The organism is Paenibacillus kribbensis, assembly GCF_001705305.1.
Lineage (GTDB): Bacteria > Bacillota > Bacilli > Paenibacillales > Paenibacillaceae > Paenibacillus > Paenibacillus kribbensis_B.
Genome location: NZ_MCBP01000001.1, coordinates 566,645 through 583,793, shown reverse-complemented (window position 1 = coordinate 583,793; position 17,149 = coordinate 566,645). Strand labels below are relative to the sequence as shown.

Sequence of the window (17,149 nt, the reverse complement as noted above, 5' to 3'; positions counted from 1 at the left end):
TGGCTTTGCGGGTTGCTGCGTCGCTGCATATATTACAGTAACCGCCCCGAGAGGAGGAATAGGTATGAATATTAATCCAAGTATGTTTAGTGTGTTTTGTGCTACTACAGGAGCCATTATTACGTTTGCTTTTGGCGGCTGGAATCAGCTGATGGTGCTGTTCACGTTTGCCATGGCTATTGATTATGTGACAGGAGTGGCCGCAGCCATTAAGAGCGGACAAGGCCTGAGCAGCAAAGTCGGTTTTTGGGGTTTAATGAGAAAAGCTTTGATGCTGATGGTGATTTCTTTGGCACATCACGTGGATCTCCTGATGGGGACGGAAATTATGAAAGGAGCGGCGACGTATTTTTATTTATCCAACGAGCTGATCTCTATTACGGAAAACTGCTCTCGATTGGGGCTGCCGCTCCCTCCGAAGCTCAAGAATTTTTTTGCCCTGCTGAAGGACAAGGAGTCTGACGGTAAAGATGGAGGAAAAGATCGCTAGAATTACAATGCTTCTTTCCGTATGTGGGGCGTTATGATAAAATTTTCAAGAGAACATTTTTAAGATAAGGAGCTTATACGCATGATTAAACATATTGTTTTGTTCAAATTGAAAGACCGCTCCCCTGAAAGCATTGAGCATACGGCATCCATTTTGCGCAGCATGGATGGCAAGATCAAAGAATTGCTGTCACTCGAAGTAGGTACAGATGTAATTCGTTCAGAACGATCTTATGATATTTCCCTTACAGCTGTTGTCGAAACACTGGAGGACCTGCAAACGTATCAGGTACACCCTGTGCATCAGGAAATCATTGTACACATGAATGAAGCGAAGGATGTATCTATCGCAGTTGATTATGAAATCTAAAGCGATGACTGGAGGTGCAGTAACTTGTATTATGTCAACCGGGAACAAATTGAGCTTCGCCTAGAAGCCGTTCCCGACATTGCCGCAGGACTCCGCCATATATTTGCCACCTGGAACGGCGATTTGTTGCAGGGGCTGGTGCAGGAGCGCTGCCTTCATCTGGCGATTGAGACGGTAACGGACGTAGGAAGCTATATCATTGACGGATTTATTATGCGCGACGCCAGCAGCTATGAGGATATTATCGGTATCATTCATGAGGAAGGCGTATTGGATGATACCGTATTTCGTTCGTTATTAGAACTGGTATCTTTGCGTAAACCCTTGGTCCAGGAGTATTTTCATTGGGACCGGACAAGCCTTCACCCGCTTACACCCAAGCTGCCTGAGTTGCTGGAGCATTTTGTTTTCAGCGTGCATGATTATTTAAATAAGGAATTGGGTCCGCGGCCCGAGGGAGTGTAAAGGCAAAAGTGACGGATAAGTATATCGTACCCGAAATGCCCACCAGGCGCATGATTATGACACTATTGAAAACCCAGGGACCTGTGGGCGTCGGAAGCTTGGCAGCTCAATTGGGCATTACTGAAATGGGGGTGCGCAGGCATCTCAAATTGATGGAGCAGGATGGGCTGATCGTTGCTACGATTGTGAGACAGGCGATGGGACGTCCGACGTTTTTGTACAGTTTGAGCGAGCAGGGCAGTGAGCAGTTTCCCCGCAATTATGATCATCTGCTGCTGGAACTGCTAGAGGAACTGGATGAAGAGCAGGGAATGGAAGCCGTTCACTCTCTGTTTGATGGTAGAAAACGCAAAATGATGAAGCGGTACGCCCCCTATATGGAAAATGAAACTACACTGGCTTCGCGTGTGGAAAAGCTTTCAGGTATCCAGAATGCTTCCGGTTATATGGCAGAGTGGCGCGAGGAAGAGGATGGCAGTTATTCTCTTGTGGAATATAATTGTCCGATTTCTCAAATTGCAGGCCGTTACCGCAAGGCTTGTGAATGTGAACAGCAAATGTTCGAGGAGCTGCTTGATGCCGAGGTGGTCCGTGAGGATTGTTTGGCAGATGGAGGCCGTTGCTGCCTGTACCGTATCCGCTCCCGAAAAAAGTAAAAGCTTTTCTGGCTTGTTCCCTGTATCATGACAAGCTTCCCGTGCTTATAATGCACTAACAGATGGGCATTCGCCCGGGCACAAGGGAGAGATGATGATGAAGGAGAACTACAAAAGCTTTATCCGTGGCGCGTTGGCAGGTAGTCTTGCCGGTTCGCTGGCTGCGTTGTTATTTGCCCCCAAATCAGGTCGCGAGCTGCGTCAGGATATTACAGATCAGGCGCGTCACGTAAGCAATAAGGGACAAGAGCTTGCGGGGAAAATTTCAGATACCTCCATCCAGTATACCGACAAGATTAAGGAAGCGGCCTCAGCCGTCATTCATGAAATTGGGCAATGGCGTAAAAAAGACGGCGGAATGATTCCCGAGGCTAGCGTTTCATCCACTCCTGTTCAAGAGGATACAGAAGAAGATGCTCTGTAATTGTCTGTAAGTGATGGGTGAAATAACTGAATATCGTTTGGATTCGTGGCTTCTCCCATTCGGGTGAAGTCTTTTTGTTGCTCACTTCATCGTTTTAGGGTAATCTTTTGGGGTACCTTTTACATGAATTCGACATAAGGTATGTAGCAACGGATAGCTTCCCGAGAGGGAACAACTTATATTTGAACAAAAAAGGAAGCGGTGTGTACGTGCAGCAAGCGATTGCAATATTGGATTCCGGTGTAGGAGGTCTGACGGTTGCCAAAGAAGTCATGCGTCAGCTTCCGCGGGAAAAAATCATTTATTTTGGAGATACTGCGCGCACCCCGTATGGCCCCCGACCATCGGAAGAGGTTAAAAAATTTACGGAGCAGATGGTTGATTTTCTGATTCAGTTTGATCCGAAAGTCATTATTATTGCTTGCAACACGGCAACAGCCGCGGCATTGGACTATATAAGCCAAAAGGTGTCCATTCCGGTGATTGGAGTCATCCATCCCGGGGCTCGTGCTGCGATCAGCGCAACTGCCACCGGACATGTCGGGGTGATTGGGACTGTCGGTACCATCCGAAGCGGGGCCTACACGGCTGCGCTCAAGCAATTGTCTCCCTATGTAGACGTGGTGAGCCACGCTTGTCCTGCGCTTGTTCCTTTGGTGGAAAAGGGACAGTTCCGTTCAAAGACGACATCGCAGGTTGTGAAGGAGTCGCTGAAGCCCATTCAAATGTATCCGATTGATTGCCTGATTCTGGGTTGTACACATTATCCTTTTTTAAAGGAAACGATTCAGGAAGTGATGGGCCCTGCGGTGAAGCTGATTAGCTCGGCAGACGAAACGGCTCGTGAGACGAGTACCATTTTGTATAACAAGGGCAGGCTGGAGGCCGGGGATGAAACGCCGGTGCATCAGCTTTTTTGCTCCGGTGATCCGGAATTGTTCCAGCGCATTGCCGCTCAGTGGCTCGGGGAGCAAATTCGGCAAACCCCTGTCGTCTGGCAAGTGACCAATCTGGATTGACGAGTCAACCGTCTTTTTTTGTCATTGGACAAAAGAAGACGGTTGTTTTGCTTTTCGCTACATCAAGACACGCAGCATCTGCATAACATGCATTAAGGCAGATGGAAGGGGCGTAGAAGATGAGGGAATACATCGTTCAAAAAGGAGATACATTACACCGAGTCGCCTCGGCTTTTAAATTAACGGCGGATACTTTGATCGCAGATAATCCGTGGGCCACCACTCAACCCTATCTGATTTGTGGTCAAGTGCTATATATTCGCCCGTCAGCGGATCGTCAATACGTCATTCAGCCCGGTGAGTACGCGAGGCAGATTGCCAAGCAGTTTGGTGTGGAACTTGATGAGCTGCTGTTGGCCAATTCCGAACTTGCGGAGCATGAGTTTGTGGAAGGACAAACAATTGTTATTCCTGTTGGTCATCAGGATCAGATTGTACGTTTGCGTGGAGAGTATGGGTATGAGGATTTGATGGAAGACCTTGCGGCCTTGGCCCGCAGGTATCCGTTTATTGAAGTTGGCAGCATCGGCACGAGTGTCATGGGGAAGGATATCCCCTATGTACGCATCGGGAGGGGACCGCGAAAAATTCACGCCAACGCCTCTGTACATGCGAATGAATGGCTGACGACGCCTTGTTTGCTGCGTTTTATAGAGCAATATGCGCAAGGAATCAGTGCTGCTGGGGAACAGGAAGAAAAGGAGTTCCGGGGTGAGCGAGCGAAGCAAGCGGGAACTTCAACATGGGTGTATGGTGGTTCTCCGCAGGATTTGCTGGAGCACGCTTCGTTATGGGTGGTACCGATGGTCAACCCGGACGGGGTAGAACTGGTGCAGCAGGGTGTGCTTCCGACTCATCCGATGTATCAAGAGCTGAGAAAATGGAATGAAGGCCGTGCTGATTATCGGGGGTGGAAGGCGAATATTCGTGGTGTCGACCTCAATGATCAATTTCCGGCGTATTGGGAAGAGGAGGTGCGCAGACGCGGTAAAACAGGGCCGTCTCGAAGAGACTATGCAGGGCCTGCACCTTTGTCTGAGCCGGAATCCAGGGCACTTGTCGATCTGACGGAGCGCGAACAGTTTGATATGGTGCTATCCATCCACAGTCAGGGACAGGAAATCTATTGGAATTATCGGGATCTGGAGCCCAAGGAGAGCAGAGATTTGGCCTTGCGGCTAGCTGCCGCGACAGGATATCGGGCGGTAAAGCTCGGGGGCAGCGATGCAGGCTACAAGGATTGGTTTATACAGCGGTTTGGTAAACCGGGGTTTACGGTTGAGGTCGGTCTGGGTGTAAACCCGCTGCCCATGCGTGATTACGACGACATTGCAGCAGAAGTGGGTATGTTAATGGCAGCGGTGCTGTCATGGTGAAAGACTAAGCCATTTGAAACGCAATGATTCATTCGAACGTATGTAGGGGGAACACGTTTTTTACAAGTGTTCCTCTTTATGTATCCCTTTAACGGGTATATATACTGCTTAGGAGCATTGGAAATGGAGTGAACAACCTATGAAGTGGAAAAGATTACTGTCTCTCCGTCAATGGTCACATGTAATTCGGCGTATGCCTCGATTGATTACCTCTTCGAAGATTCCTTGGAGTGAAAAATTACTTTTTGCCGTTCCTGTGTTGCTTTATTGGGTGCTGCCTGATGTCATGCCCTTTATGCCCATTGATGACATTGGGGTGACGCTGCTGCTCATGAATTGGTTTGTAACCCGTGTCGAACGAAAGTATCCCGATGTGCTTGAAAAGCAGCATATACGTGTTCGGTAAACGCGAACTTATGAATTTCGTGATTGCGATTTTTTGCAATTTTCTTTACAATAGGAATATTGCCTTTTGTTATGCTGAGAAAAATTATGTGGTGTGACAGGTATCCCAAAGACCACATTTCATTTAAAGAATATGAAGGAGATGAAGTTACATGAACTGCAAAATTACTCGTAACGCAGCCAAAGTATTGAAGCTTGAACTGGATAAGGCAGAGAACCAAGGGAAAAACTTGCGTGTTGTCATTACTCATGCTCACGGAGATCATGCTCATTACGGGCTTGATTTGGACACGCCTAAAGAGACAGATACTGTAGTATCTACAGATAAAGGTATTGATGTTATTTTGGAAACCGGTCAGCCACTGCTGGATGGTGTGAAAATTGATTACTTGTACTTCCCCGAAGAAGGATTTGTCATTACTAACCCTTCCCAAGGTAATCACGGCGACCATTAAGCCGTAGCACGGAGGAATGACAGATGGCCAATGATATTCGCGTATGTGATGAATGTAATCATATTCGCTTGAAAACAATCTTGCCCAAATTGCAAAAGATGGCACCGGATGCCGAGATCAAAATCGGCTGCAAATCGTATTGCGGTCCTTGTGGAAAACGGGCGTTTGTGTATGTGAACGGACGTTATGTGAGTGCGGCCACAGAGGATGAGGTCTTGGAAAAGGCTGCGCGTTTTATAAAATAGCTCCCGGTGCATAGTATTCACAACTTTTTGCATAGTTTCCCTTCTTCTGATCCATGCTAATGGGTGTAGACCACTGCCCAGAAGAAGGAGGAGTGACTCATGGCCCAGTATGATTCCAATCTCGACGATCACAGTGTCGAGGCCCAGACACAAAACTCGGTGGACAAGCTCCACAATGCCGTGTCTCAGGCGTTGTCACATCCGGCTGAGCAATTGATTGAGCAGGCGGAGCAGTCTCGTACCCATGCAGAGCATGCCATACAGCAGGCGAAGGATAGTCTTGGTGACGATGCAGTAGAAGTTGCCGAGGAAATGCTGGATGAAGAGGCAGAGCGGCTTGAGCAGGCGAAAAAGACGTTGCGTCCCTAAGCATTCATCATTGCAAATGAGCGCAGTCTAGCGACTGTGAATACAAAAATCCCGATCAACAGCACGTATAGGCTGATTGATCGGGATTTTTTGTTTCCCTCGTCACTAATTCGTTTGTGATTCCCACTGGCGAATGAGGTCGTACGTGATGACCTGATCGGAAATGTTCAACCGATTGAGAGCCTCGGTATACCCCGGCCCGCAGGCATTCACATCCGTAGGCTGGCCTGTAGACAGGTTGTAACAGGTCCCTTTGGAGAATGTACCATCCTCAGATGGAATGTAGTACACTTGACCATCCGTGAAAGCACCACTGCGCAGCACGACCATACGCGGTTTTCCGCTAAACAGATCGTTCCCCATAAAATGATAGGGTTTGGTAGAGATCCCGAGCAGATGCATGACGGAAGGCGTCAAATCCAGCTGTCCTGTCGGTTCCGTGTAGGTTCCAGCATGACTTCCGTCAGGAAGATGCACAAGCAGCGGCACCTGGTTCATGATCTTCTGCATGTCCAAGTCTGTGAGTGGCTTGCCCAGAAACTTTTCATACAGTGCTTTATCTTTAATAGAGTTGTCATGATCTCCGTAGAACATCAGGATCGTATTGTCCCACAAACCGTCTTTCTTCATCTGCTCTACCAGTTCGCCCAATGCTTCATCTACATAATGGACGGATTTCAGATAGTCTCCGAACATCGTGCCTTCAAACTCGCCGACATCCAGATCTACTGCGTCAGGGGACAGGTTGTACGGATGATGGCTGGAAATGCCGACCATATAGGCATAGAACGGTTGTTTGACTTCGGTCGTGAGATCATTGAGCGTTTGGCGGAAGAAGGATTTGTCTCCCAATGACCAGCCCAGTGGCTCATCTATTTCAAAATCTTTTTTACTGTAGAACTTGTCATAATTCATCGCCTTGTACATCGTGTAGCGGTTCCAGAAGCTGCTGTCGTATACGTGAAACGCATTTGGACTATAGCCAGTATCCTTTAAAATAGAAGGCAATGTATCGAATTTATGGTCTGCATAACGGATAAATACCGAACCCGTAGGTAGCGGATGCAATGAAGCATGTGTAGAAAAGTCCGCGTCCGAAGTGCGACCCTGTGCAGTTTGGTGAAAATAATTGTTGAAATACATACTTTCCTGCATCAGCTTGTCAAAGTTAGGCGTAATCGCTTGACCATTGATCTGTTTGCCAATAAAAAAGTTCATGAACGCTTCAGCTTGAATGACCATCACATTTTTGCCTTTATACTTGCCGGACAGGTCATTTTTCACTTGAAGCAGCCTCTGATGCTGATTAAACCATTCCTTGTCCTTATTGGATTCCGCTTGAGCCAATGTAGGCTGAGGTCCGAAATGATCCTGACCATAACGGTAGATATCATATCCGTGGAATCCGATCAATCCGGTTACATTGTATAAGGCCATCGACCACCAATTACCGACAAATATGCCGGTTGCCCACGTGGAAGTATAATATTTGATCGGTCCAAAGGTGAAAATATAGCCAATCAGGAATGCCAGAGCGCCTTTGGAGAAGCCAAGCAGAAATCTCTTGGTCAGCGAGCTTCGGGACGTTTCCACATAAGTATCATTTGTGGTGTACCGACGCCTTAAGGAAGCCACGAATATCAGATACGGAATGAACAGAATCCAGTCTGCAAAAAAGAAAATATCCCACCAGTACATAAGGGACAGGATGCTTCCCCCCAGGGAATCAACTTGTCCGGCTTGAAGCAGGACGGGAATCGTAATGAAATCCTGAAAATACCGATAATAGACCATGTCGGAATAAATGAGCGCGGTGAGCAGAATATCGAGCACCACCAGCGCAACCAAACGTCCGCGACGTGGCAGCCACAAGGTCCAGAAGCTCACAAGCAAGAGCGAGCCAATAGCGATGACATAATCCAGCGTATTCATGTCAATATTTTGGGCATGCAGGCTATAATGAATCAGCACGAGCTTGCCAATCATAAATACAAAAAACAGACCCAACCCGAAATATCGGGACAGCAGTAATCTGCTGAACATGTTTCCAGTGCGACTTGCACTGGCCGTGCGAATAACCAACACTTTACCCCCTCCGGCAGAAATGTTCGGCTAGTATAAACTATAGATTAACATCATGTTAAAACCGAAATGCCTTTAATAATTATAGCGCTCATCTGGCGCATTTCAATGATTAAGTAATAAAAATACAGCATTTTCCTTTCAGTAATAGATGCAGCGATACCGCTTATCAGGCTGTGCAGCACAAACCAGGCCAGGAGTCGAACGAGGGTTCGTTTCCTGGCCTGAGCTACATCTATTTAGGACTACGACGGCGAAATATCTTTGCGACGCGGAGGTAGAGGACCTAGATACTGATAGTATTGGCATTCAATCCGGCCGTTAAACAGTTTGCGGCGCTTGTCTGCCTTGCGGCCCCAATAATGCTCAAATTGCTTGGTGGAGCTGATCGCAAAGAAGGACCAGGTCTTCATTTCGGCTGCCGTGCGTGCGAGTGTACGGATCAGCTTTTCCACCTCGGCTTGCTCGCCCAGTCTTTCGCCATAAGGTGGGTTTGTAATCATTACACCATATTGGCCCTCGAGTCTGACCTTGCTTGCAGGCATCACCTTCAGTGAGATGTCTTTAGCAAAGCCTGCCGCCTTCACAGCCGCCTCCGCCACTTCGATGGCACTTGGGTCAATATCGCTGCCTGCGATCTCAAAAGGAATATCATCGCGGGTCAAATCCATCGCCTCGTCGCGAGCTTGATTCCATAACTCTTTGCCAAGGACAGGCCAGTTTTCGGAATTAAAGGTGCGTCTCAGGCCTGGCGCAATATTCCAGGCTTGCATGGCGGCTTCGACCAATAAAGTACCGGAACCGCAGCACGGATCGTAGAAGGGGCGATCCGGGCTCCAGCGGCTAAGCTGAATAAGAGCAGAAGCCATCGTCTCTTTGAGAGGGGCCTCGGTAACAAGCTTGCGGTAGCCGCGTTTGTGCAGCCCTGGCCCGGTCGTATCAAGCGTCAGCAATGCCCGGTCATTCAATAGAATGACCTCAATGACGTAACGAGGGCCGTCCTCGGCAAACCAATCTGTGTGGTAGGTTTCCTTGAGCTTTTCTACAATGGCCTTCTTGACGATTCCCTGACAGGCTGGTACGCTACTAAGCTGTGATTTGTGCGAACGTCCCTCTACGGGAAACTCACCATCCACAGGAATCCAATCCTGCCATGGCAATGCTTTGGTGCCCTCGAACAGCTCGTCGAAGGTAGTTGCAGCGAATTCACCCATTTTAATAAGAACGCGATCTGATGTGCGAAGCCACAGATTACATCGGCATATATCCATGTAATCCCCGGAAAAAACGACGCGGCCATTCTCGACGGTCAGATTCTCATATCCGAGCTCTTTGAGCTCCCGGGCTACGACGGCTTCAAGTCCCATCGGCGCAGTTGCAATTAGTTGCAGTTGAGTCATTAAACGTATTCACTCCGTCCCCATAATCATGTAAGCTTGGTTCAATCCCTATAGTATAGGTCATTGTACACAAAGAGACAAATCAGTCAGGCAAATCATTCAGACAAATCATTTACGAAGGACACCGTGATCAACCTGCGTTATGATAAAAGCAAGAAGGAGAGATGATACATGGAAATTACGCCAAATATGACGCCTGAACAATATGTAGACCAACTGGTACAGGAGGATGAAGCGCTGCGCAGCATCAGGGAGGCGATCATTGGAGAGGGGATGCCTGAGGTATCGGTTGCTCATCCCTATGGCAAGCTGCTGACTTTTTTAATTGAGGTGTCGGGTGCCGGGGAGGTATTGGAAATTGGCGCACTGGGCGGATACAGCGGATTATGTCTGGCCCGTGGACTGGGAGAAAAGGGACGAATTGTATCATTGGAGCTGAAAGAAGCGTATGCGGTACTGGCACATCGACATATGGAAAAGAACGGTTACGGTGACCGTGTCGAATATCGTATTGGGCCTGCAGTGGACAGTTTGAAGGCGCTTCAGGAAGAAGGACGAACCTTCGACTTTTTTTTCATTGATGCGGATAAGGAAAATTACCCGGTATATTTGGAATATGCGATTGCTCTGGCAAAGCCGGGTGCCATCATTGCCGGGGATAACTGCTTCCTTCGTGGACGTACGCTGAATACAGATAAGAATGGGCCTGCCGTACAGGCCGTGAGACGCTTTAATGAAACGATCGCTACAGACCCGCGTCTGGTCAGTACGCTTTTGCCAGCCTATGATGGTTTAGCACTAGCAAGAGTAAAATAGCGCGCAGCCTCCCATCTTCTATAGCTGCACCCAAAAAGAACCTCCTTGCACAGTAACGTGGAGCGGAGGTTCTTATCTGTTCTGGAGGGCTATATTTCACCAGAGGGTTGTCTTACCTGAAATCATGCGTGGTCTTATGACTAAAAAGCTTCACACGTACCCAGAATATGTTGACGATCAGCAGGACACCTGACATGATGAACAGTCCTTCGATGCCGATAAACCCGGACAGTACCCCACCAATAACAGCACCCAGCATATTCCCTAGCGCCAGCGAGCTGGTGTTGAAGCCGAAAGAGCGGCTTTCCATACCTTCCGGCGTATACAGTCGAATCAGTGCATTTACACTTGGCAGCAAACCTCCCATAAACACACCCATAAAAAAGCGGATAATGATAAGTTGCCAAACTTCATTGACAAAAGCCTGCGGAATGAGCATGACTGCCGTTCCGAGTAGTGAGATAGTCAAAATCTTGTGTGCTCCTATTTGGTCACTCAATCTTCCAAGCAGCGGTGCAGCTACCATATTGGATACGCCAGTAATGGCCGTTACGAAGCCGGCAATAAGTGCGATTCCTTCTGCGGAGCCATATAATTTTTGCACATACAATGGTAGTAGTGATACTGTGCTGATCATGGCAAACTGGAGCAGGAATGTTACGGTGAACAAAGCTGGGAGCTGAGGCGTATGGCTTAACTCCTTTAATCCGGCAAGCACCGAAATTTGCGGAGTGCGTGCGGCTTCCGCTTTGCTGAAGTTTTCTTTAACCAGGAACATTGCAATTAAAGAGGCGAGGAAAACAAGAGCTCCTGTAATGTAAAAGATCGGTCTGAACCCGACCAGGTCAGCCAAAAAGCCACCTAGCAGAGGGCCAAGAATCGTGCCAGCCATCTGGCCAGATTGCATAATGCCCATAGCGAATCCAGTTCGCTCCTTAGGCGTGGTACCCGACACCAGGGAAATGGAGGCCGGGTTGAAGCCCGAAATCGTACCGTTCAGCAGACGAAGTGCCAACAGCTGCCAGGGATGGGTGACCAAGCCCATGCATCCGATAACGAGAGCCATACCGAAGCCTGAGCGAAGCAGCATGACTTTGCGCCCATATCGATCAGCCAGCTTGCCCCACAAAGGCTGGAATATAAATGAGGTCATAAAGTTTGCGGCAAAAATAACTCCGGCCCATAGACCGATATCGTGCTCTCCCTTTACTTGGAGGTCTTGAGCCAGATACAGGGCGAGGAACGGAGTTACCATTGTAATACCCGCGTTGACCAGAAATTGACCGAACCAAAGCACTATAAGGTTGATTTTCCATGTCTCCCACGATTTCAATGTGCGCTCACTTCCTTTCTGCCATTCTCATCCTGTTCTAATAAATGTTTATCCATATATAATTTCCCCAGAGCTTTAAAAAAGCGATTCCTCTAGTATAACACATTTCATTGAAACTTTATCCAAATGTCATGGGTTTGTCATGTTTTGTTCGAGAGCGGCGGTTGTTACGACTCTTGAAAAAGGGCATAATAAAATATAGTATTTATGATTCGAACTGGAGGCTGAAGTCATGACCTACAATGATACCTTTATTCGCGCTTGCCGCAAGCAGGCTGTGGATCATATTCCCGTATGGTACATGCGGCAGGCCGGAAGGTATGACCCTGAGTATCGCAAAATTAAAGAAAAATACACGTTGCTAGAAATTTGTCGCCAGCCCGAGTTGGCCGCAGAAGTGACTTTAATGCCCGTGCGCAAGCTTGGGGTGGACGCTGCTATTTTATATTCTGATATTATGAATCCGGTAGCCTCGCTTGGGGTTGATTTTGATATTGTCAAAAATATTGGCCCGGTTATTGATAATCCGATCCGGTCAGCTGCGGATGTAGACAATCTGCGTCCGATTGATGTGGAACGCGATCTGGGTCATATTTTGGAAACGATTCGTATTTTGGACCGTGAACTGAAAGTGCCATTAATTACGTTCGCTGGAGCACCTTTTACAATTGCAAGCTATTTAATAGAAGGAAGACCATCCAAAGGATATATTCGCACCAAAGCGATGATGTATGGAGAGCCTGAGCTATGGCATCGTCTGATGGATAAGCTGGGGGATATGGTTATTACATACGTTCGTGCCCATATCGCTAACGGCGGTAAGGCATTTCAATTGTTTGATAGCTGGGTAGGCGCGCTTACGCCTTATGATTTCCAGACTTATGTGCTGCCCACCATTACACGTATTTTTCATGAATTGTCCGATCTGAATGTACCTAAAATTTATTTTCCGGGTGTAAGCTCCGGTGAGTTGCTCCCCCACTTAAGTGGGGTAAAAGCCGATGTGATTGGACTGGACTGGCGGGTAAGTATACCTGAAGGACGTCGGCGTCTGGGGAACAGTTTTGGTGTGCAGGGAAACCTGGACCCTTATGTGCTCACCGCCCCAATAGATGTTATCAAGCAGTATGCAAAAAAAATCATTGATGAAGGAATACTGGAGCCAGGATATATTTTTAATCTGGGTCACGGTTTATTTCCTGAAGCCTCGCTAGATAAGCTAAGAGAGCTTACCGAATATGTACACGAGTATTCTCGCTCCGTTTTGCCAAAGAATTGACATTAGAAATATTCAAGGGGTGACTGCTAATGAAAACCAAAGTGGGTGTACTGGTCATGTCCTACGGGACGCCGGAGAGTCTGGATCAGGTGGAAGCCTATTATACACATATTCGTCGCGGCAATGCCCCCTCGCCGGAGCAATTAAAAGAATTAAAAGACCGTTATGAAGCTATTGTGGGCGGTGTTTTTCCACTGCGTCAGAATACGGATCGTCAGGTTCAAAACCTGCAGGAAACCTTAAATCGGGAGAATCGCAACCCGGACATTGAATTTATCTGTTACCAGGGACTCAAACATGCCAAGCCGTTTATTGAGGATGGTGTGGAAGCGATGGTGCAGGATGGCATCCGTAAAGCGGTGGGTGTCGTGCTGGCTCCGCATTATTCTGTTATGAGTGTTGGTACTTACATTAAGCGTGCGCAGGCCAAGGCACAGGAGCTTGATCTGGCCATCTCTTTTGTGGAGAGCTATCATCTTCATCCAAAGCTGATTAAAACGCTCACCGAGCGTGTGAATGCCAAGTTGGCGCTTTTTGAAGAAGCCGGGGCCAATCGGGACGAGGTTCGTATTCTGTTCAGTGCACACAGCTTGCCTGAGCGGATTCTGGCTATGGGTGATCCCTATGTGGAGCAATTAATGGCTACATCGCAGGCTGTTGCAGACAAGGCGGGAATTACCAATTGGCAGTTTACGTGGCAAAGCGCCGGTCGTACAGCAGAGCCTTGGCTGGGGCCTGACATTTTGGATACCATGCACAGTCTCAAGGAAGAGCAGGTGGAGTATGTGCTCGCTGCGCCAGTTGGCTTCGTATCCGATCACTTAGAAGTGCTATACGATCTGGATATTGAAGCGCAGGCTTTAGCGAAGGAGCTGGATATGCGTTTTCAGCGCATAGATTCACTCAACAGTGATCCGCTGTATATGGAGACGCTTAGTGATGTCATCATAGACCAATGGAAAAAGGGATGAGGACATAATGGAGCAAAAATTACGCAAGATTGTGATTGTAGGCGGAGGCTTGACCGGACTTAGTGCAGCTTTTTACACACGGAAAATGTACAAGGAAGCTGGCTACACACCACGAATTACACTGGTGGAGAAGGCTCCTGTGCTGGGCGGCAAAATTGAAACGCTGCATAAAGACGGGTTTGTGATTGAAAAGGGGCCGGATTCCTTTCTGGCCCGTAAAACGGCCATGGTAGACCTGGCGAAAGAGCTGGAGCTGGATCATGAGCTGGTAGGCACGAACCCAGACGCCAAAAAGACATACATTTTGCATGAAGGAAAGCTTCATCCGATGCCTCCCGGTCTGGTATTGGGCATTCCAACAGAGCTGCAACCATTTCTGCGCAGCGGATTGATCTCCTTGGGTGGGAAATTACGGGCTATGATGGATTTTGTCATTCCGCCCCGCCATGAACCGGGAGATGAGGCGTTGGGTGATTTTATTGAACGCCGACTGGGCAAGGAAGTGCTGGAGAATGTGACCGAGCCGCTGCTGGCCGGTATCTACGCCGCCAACATGAAGACGCTAAGTTTGCAGGCGACCTTCCCGCAATTTGCTGAGGTTGAGCAGCAATACGGAAGCCTCATTCACGGGATGATGACTGGGAGAAAACCAGCCGAGACGCATACAGGCACGAAAAAAAGCGTCTTTTTGACCTTTCGTCAAGGCCTGGAAAGTTTAGTTCATGCGTTGCTGAATGATTTGCATGACTGTGATTTGCGCACGGGAATTGCTGTTACCGAATTCACAAAGACAACAGAAAGTGAAGATAGCGCCTATCGCGTTATACTGGACAATGGAGAGACGCTGGAGGCGGACGATATTTTTGTAACGACTCCAAACTTTGCCGCTGCATCGCTCTTGCGAGAGCATGTGAATGTGGCTGCACTGGAGGCCGTTAACTACGTATCCGTGGCAAACGTGGTCATGGCCTTCGATAAAAAAGATATTGAGAACGTCTTTGACGGTTCCGGTTTCCTCGTTCCCCGCAAAGAGGGACGCAGTGTGACGGCTTGTACGTGGACGTCTGCCAAGTGGCTGCATACTAGCCCGGATGATAAGGTGCTGCTGCGCTGCTATGTTGGGCGAGCAGGAGAGGAAGAAACCGTGGACCTGCCGGATGATGATTTGATTGCGCTGGTACGGCAGGATTTAAAAGAAATGATGGGAGTTACGGCGACTCCACTGTTTACGGAAATCACACGCCTTCGCAATTCCATGCCGCAATATCCAGTTGGGCATCCGCAGGCTATAGCCGATCTGCGGGAAGAACTGCGAACTGCCATGCCGGGAGTGTATGTTTTGGGCGCTGGCTATGATGCGATCGGCTTGCCGGATTGCATCCGTCAGGCCAAGGAGTGGGCCGCTAATGCCGTCCAAGCGACACAGCAGGAAGTGGTCAAGGTACAGGTGTAAATGTTCGATGATAAGCCCTTCGTGTTTCAGGCGAGGGGTTCTATTTATATTGAAATTTGATATATAATGGAGAAGGTGAAAAATTCGCTGAATTAAAGGAATTCATGTATATGCTATGGCATAGAAGGAGTGAAGAATGCACCCTCCCAGATCAAAGCGAAATGAAGGTAGGAAGAAAGCGAGAAAAATCAAAATAGGCAAGGCTTGGATTATGACGAATCTTGTCCTGCTGCTAATGATCATAGGCCTTTTCGGTTATTATTACATATTTGAACGCGGCAGCAGCACACTTGCGGACAACGGAGAGCTATCGCAATCAGCGAACAAAATCTCAACAGGGCCTGCTGGGGAAGAACGCTCTTCTGCCCCGGTTAGTAAAAATGTTACAGCCTTGTCCAGTAAACAACTGAACGATGGCTCCAATGTAGATGAGCATGCTGCTGACGATGGCACGAAGCAAGCTGGTGATGCTGCTGTAGATACGGGCAATCGTTCCGTGACACCGTCTGATACGCAAGCCCCCGTAGGCAACACTTCAGACTCGGGTTCACCTCAGGAGAATGACGGGAAGGCTTCATCCACAGTCACACTTCACTTTGTAGGGGATGTGCAGTTTTCCGGTAAAGTTGAGCAGAGGCTGGAGAAGAACGGATTTGATTTTCCCTATCAATATCTTGGAAGCTTGTTTCGCAAAGACGATCTGACGATTGCCAATCTGGAAACGCCGGTGACAACCGGTGGTGTCGGTGCGTTGAATAAAACCTATGTGTATAAATCTTCTCCCAAGGCGTTAACTGCGTTGGCCGCAGCAGGGATAGATGCTGTAAATCTGGCCAATAATCATATTTTGGATCAGGGTACAGGCGGATTACTGGATACACTGAAATATTTGGATGAAAAGGGTATAGCGCATGCTGGAGCCGGACGTAATGCCAAAGAAGCGTACGCGCCGCACTATTTTGACCGCAAAGGCATTAAAATTGCGTTGTTGGGAGCTACACGTGTCATGCCTGAGGCCAATTGGAATGCAGGTGTCAAACAGCCTGGTGTTGCCGGAGCATATGATTCGACTGCCATCGTGAAGTCCATCCGCGAGGCACGAAGGCAGGCAGATCTGGTGATTGTCATTGCCCATTGGGGGAAGGAGCGTGCCACTACTCTGGAGCCACATCAAACCGAGTTGTCGCACGCCTTTATTGATGCCGGGGCCGATCTTGTCATCGGCGGTCACCCGCATGTGCTTCAAGGGCTGGAGCAATATAAAGGCAAATGGATCGCATACAGCACAGGCAATTTTATTTTTTCCAAATCAACGGTGCCAGCCACTTGGGACACAGCGATATTTCAGGCAACCTGTACCCGTAGCGGGGCTTGCGACATGAAACTGACTCCTTACCGGGCCGAGCTCGGTCAACCGATCCCGCTGAAGGATGCGGAGGCCAGCAAAATTTTGCAGAGAGTAGCAGCACTGTCGCCGGGAAATGTCACGATAGGTGCGGATGGTACAGTAAGATGAAGAACTCCTTTGTGGATGGAGGTCAT

The 17,149-nt window shown here is 48.4% G+C and carries 19 protein-coding genes; 16 read left to right on the top strand and 3 right to left on the bottom strand.

The genetic code is table 11. The features are described from left to right. The first annotated feature begins 64 nt into the window (after positions 1 to 64). The 11 genes from BAZ21_RS02665 (at position 65) to BAZ21_RS02615 (ending at position 6,273) form a co-directional block, all read left to right on the top strand. The gene (locus tag BAZ21_RS02665; RefSeq protein ID WP_068496783.1) at positions 65 to 490 is read left to right on the top strand and encodes a phage holin family protein; all 426 of its coding nucleotides are present in this window, start codon (positions 65 to 67) and stop codon (positions 488 to 490) included. An 81-nt stretch (positions 491 to 571) separates the two neighbouring features. Beyond that, the gene (locus BAZ21_RS02660) at positions 572 to 859 is read left to right on the top strand and encodes a Dabb family protein (RefSeq protein ID WP_068496781.1); all 288 of its coding nucleotides are present in this window, start codon (positions 572 to 574) and stop codon (positions 857 to 859) included. A 24-nt stretch (positions 860 to 883) separates the two neighbouring features. Then, positions 884 to 1,324 (top strand): DUF86 domain-containing protein, encoded by a 441-nt coding sequence (locus tag BAZ21_RS02655; RefSeq protein ID WP_068496779.1) that lies wholly within the window; start codon positions 884 to 886, stop codon positions 1,322 to 1,324. Between the two features lie 8 nt (positions 1,325 to 1,332). Beyond that, positions 1,333 to 1,980, top strand: coding sequence for a helix-turn-helix transcriptional regulator (locus BAZ21_RS02650; protein WP_068496777.1), 648 nt, complete (start codon positions 1,333 to 1,335; stop codon positions 1,978 to 1,980). A 97-nt stretch (positions 1,981 to 2,077) separates the two neighbouring features. Continuing rightward, entirely contained in the window at positions 2,078 to 2,404 is a 327-nt protein-coding gene (locus tag BAZ21_RS02645) for a YtxH domain-containing protein (protein WP_068496776.1), read from the top strand. Between the two features lie 209 nt (positions 2,405 to 2,613). Further along, complete coding sequence (gene racE, locus BAZ21_RS02640; RefSeq protein ID WP_068497076.1) at positions 2,614 to 3,423, top strand: glutamate racemase; 810 nt, start codon at positions 2,614 to 2,616, stop codon at positions 3,421 to 3,423. Between the two features lie 119 nt (positions 3,424 to 3,542). After that, complete coding sequence (locus BAZ21_RS02635; RefSeq protein ID WP_068496774.1) at positions 3,543 to 4,799, top strand: M14 family metallopeptidase; 1,257 nt, start codon at positions 3,543 to 3,545, stop codon at positions 4,797 to 4,799. Between the two features lie 139 nt (positions 4,800 to 4,938). Further along, positions 4,939 to 5,205, top strand: coding sequence for a hypothetical protein (locus tag BAZ21_RS02630; RefSeq protein ID WP_068496772.1), 267 nt, complete (start codon positions 4,939 to 4,941; stop codon positions 5,203 to 5,205). Between the two features lie 151 nt (positions 5,206 to 5,356). After that, the gene (locus BAZ21_RS02625) at positions 5,357 to 5,659 is read left to right on the top strand and encodes a heme biosynthesis protein HemY (RefSeq protein ID WP_068496770.1); all 303 of its coding nucleotides are present in this window, start codon (positions 5,357 to 5,359) and stop codon (positions 5,657 to 5,659) included. A gap of 23 nt (positions 5,660 to 5,682) precedes the next feature. After that, on the top strand, positions 5,683 to 5,904 hold the full coding sequence (locus BAZ21_RS02620; RefSeq protein WP_007429791.1) for a DUF1450 domain-containing protein: 222 nt from the start codon (positions 5,683 to 5,685) through the stop codon (positions 5,902 to 5,904). Positions 5,905 to 6,003: 99 nt separating this feature from the next. Beyond that, complete coding sequence (locus tag BAZ21_RS02615) at positions 6,004 to 6,273, top strand: hypothetical protein (RefSeq protein WP_068496768.1); 270 nt, start codon at positions 6,004 to 6,006, stop codon at positions 6,271 to 6,273. Between the two features lie 105 nt (positions 6,274 to 6,378). Here the strand turns inward: BAZ21_RS02615 and BAZ21_RS02610 are convergent, their stop codons facing one another. Next, a complete protein-coding gene (locus BAZ21_RS02610; RefSeq protein WP_084011494.1) occupies positions 6,379 to 8,358 on the bottom strand; it encodes an LTA synthase family protein in 1,980 nt (659 codons plus the stop codon). Between the two features lie 242 nt (positions 8,359 to 8,600). Further along, positions 8,601 to 9,755: a THUMP domain-containing class I SAM-dependent RNA methyltransferase gene (locus BAZ21_RS02605; protein WP_068496766.1), complete on the bottom strand. Its 1,155-nt coding sequence runs from the start codon at positions 9,753 to 9,755 to the stop codon at positions 8,601 to 8,603. Between the two features lie 171 nt (positions 9,756 to 9,926). Here BAZ21_RS02605 and BAZ21_RS02600 point away from each other — a divergent pair, with 171 nt between their 5' ends. Beyond that, a complete protein-coding gene (locus BAZ21_RS02600) occupies positions 9,927 to 10,571 on the top strand; it encodes an O-methyltransferase (RefSeq protein ID WP_068496764.1) in 645 nt (214 codons plus the stop codon). Between the two features lie 112 nt (positions 10,572 to 10,683). Here the strand turns inward: BAZ21_RS02600 and BAZ21_RS02595 are convergent, their stop codons facing one another. Beyond that, positions 10,684 to 11,904, bottom strand: coding sequence for an MFS transporter (locus tag BAZ21_RS02595; RefSeq protein ID WP_068496762.1), 1,221 nt, complete (start codon positions 11,902 to 11,904; stop codon positions 10,684 to 10,686). Positions 11,905 to 12,136: 232 nt separating this feature from the next. Here BAZ21_RS02595 and hemE point away from each other — a divergent pair, with 232 nt between their 5' ends. The 4 genes from hemE (at position 12,137) to BAZ21_RS02575 (ending at position 17,123) form a co-directional block, all read left to right on the top strand. Further along, complete coding sequence (gene hemE, locus BAZ21_RS02590) at positions 12,137 to 13,183, top strand: uroporphyrinogen decarboxylase (RefSeq protein ID WP_068496759.1); 1,047 nt, start codon at positions 12,137 to 12,139, stop codon at positions 13,181 to 13,183. A 29-nt stretch (positions 13,184 to 13,212) separates the two neighbouring features. Then, positions 13,213 to 14,154: a ferrochelatase gene (gene hemH, locus BAZ21_RS02585; RefSeq protein WP_068496757.1), complete on the top strand. Its 942-nt coding sequence runs from the start codon at positions 13,213 to 13,215 to the stop codon at positions 14,152 to 14,154. A 7-nt stretch (positions 14,155 to 14,161) separates the two neighbouring features. Beyond that, positions 14,162 to 15,607 (top strand): protoporphyrinogen oxidase, encoded by a 1,446-nt coding sequence (gene hemY, locus BAZ21_RS02580; protein ID WP_068496755.1) that lies wholly within the window; start codon positions 14,162 to 14,164, stop codon positions 15,605 to 15,607. Between the two features lie 136 nt (positions 15,608 to 15,743). After that, complete coding sequence (locus tag BAZ21_RS02575; protein WP_068496753.1) at positions 15,744 to 17,123, top strand: CapA family protein; 1,380 nt, start codon at positions 15,744 to 15,746, stop codon at positions 17,121 to 17,123. Positions 17,124 to 17,149: the final 26 nt, after the last annotated feature.

What these genes read in the sequence shown, in the direction of transcription:
- BAZ21_RS02575 (WP_068496753.1), top strand. Translation starts at nt 15,744, where the DNA reads ATGCACCCTCCCAGATCAAAGCGAAATGAAGGTAGGAAGAAAGCGAGA.
- hemY (WP_068496755.1), top strand. Translation starts at nt 14,162, where the DNA reads ATGGAGCAAAAATTACGCAAGATTGTGATTGTAGGCGGAGGCTTGACC.
- BAZ21_RS02635 (WP_068496774.1), top strand. Translation starts at nt 3,543, where the DNA reads ATGAGGGAATACATCGTTCAAAAAGGAGATACATTACACCGAGTCGCC.
- BAZ21_RS02600 (WP_068496764.1), top strand. Translation starts at nt 9,927, where the DNA reads ATGGAAATTACGCCAAATATGACGCCTGAACAATATGTAGACCAACTG.
- hemE (WP_068496759.1), top strand. Translation starts at nt 12,137, where the DNA reads ATGACCTACAATGATACCTTTATTCGCGCTTGCCGCAAGCAGGCTGTG.
- hemH (WP_068496757.1), top strand. Translation starts at nt 13,213, where the DNA reads ATGAAAACCAAAGTGGGTGTACTGGTCATGTCCTACGGGACGCCGGAG.
- BAZ21_RS02615 (WP_068496768.1), top strand. Translation starts at nt 6,004, where the DNA reads ATGGCCCAGTATGATTCCAATCTCGACGATCACAGTGTCGAGGCCCAG.
- BAZ21_RS02645 (WP_068496776.1), top strand. Translation starts at nt 2,078, where the DNA reads ATGAAGGAGAACTACAAAAGCTTTATCCGTGGCGCGTTGGCAGGTAGT.
- BAZ21_RS02630 (WP_068496772.1), top strand. Translation starts at nt 4,939, where the DNA reads ATGAAGTGGAAAAGATTACTGTCTCTCCGTCAATGGTCACATGTAATT.
- BAZ21_RS02620 (WP_007429791.1), top strand. Translation starts at nt 5,683, where the DNA reads ATGGCCAATGATATTCGCGTATGTGATGAATGTAATCATATTCGCTTG.
- BAZ21_RS02665 (WP_068496783.1), top strand. Translation starts at nt 65, where the DNA reads ATGAATATTAATCCAAGTATGTTTAGTGTGTTTTGTGCTACTACAGGA.
- BAZ21_RS02605 (WP_068496766.1), bottom strand. Translation starts at nt 9,755, where the DNA reads ATGACTCAACTGCAACTAATTGCAACTGCGCCGATGGGACTTGAAGCC.
- BAZ21_RS02660 (WP_068496781.1), top strand. Translation starts at nt 572, where the DNA reads ATGATTAAACATATTGTTTTGTTCAAATTGAAAGACCGCTCCCCTGAA.
- BAZ21_RS02625 (WP_068496770.1), top strand. Translation starts at nt 5,357, where the DNA reads ATGAACTGCAAAATTACTCGTAACGCAGCCAAAGTATTGAAGCTTGAA.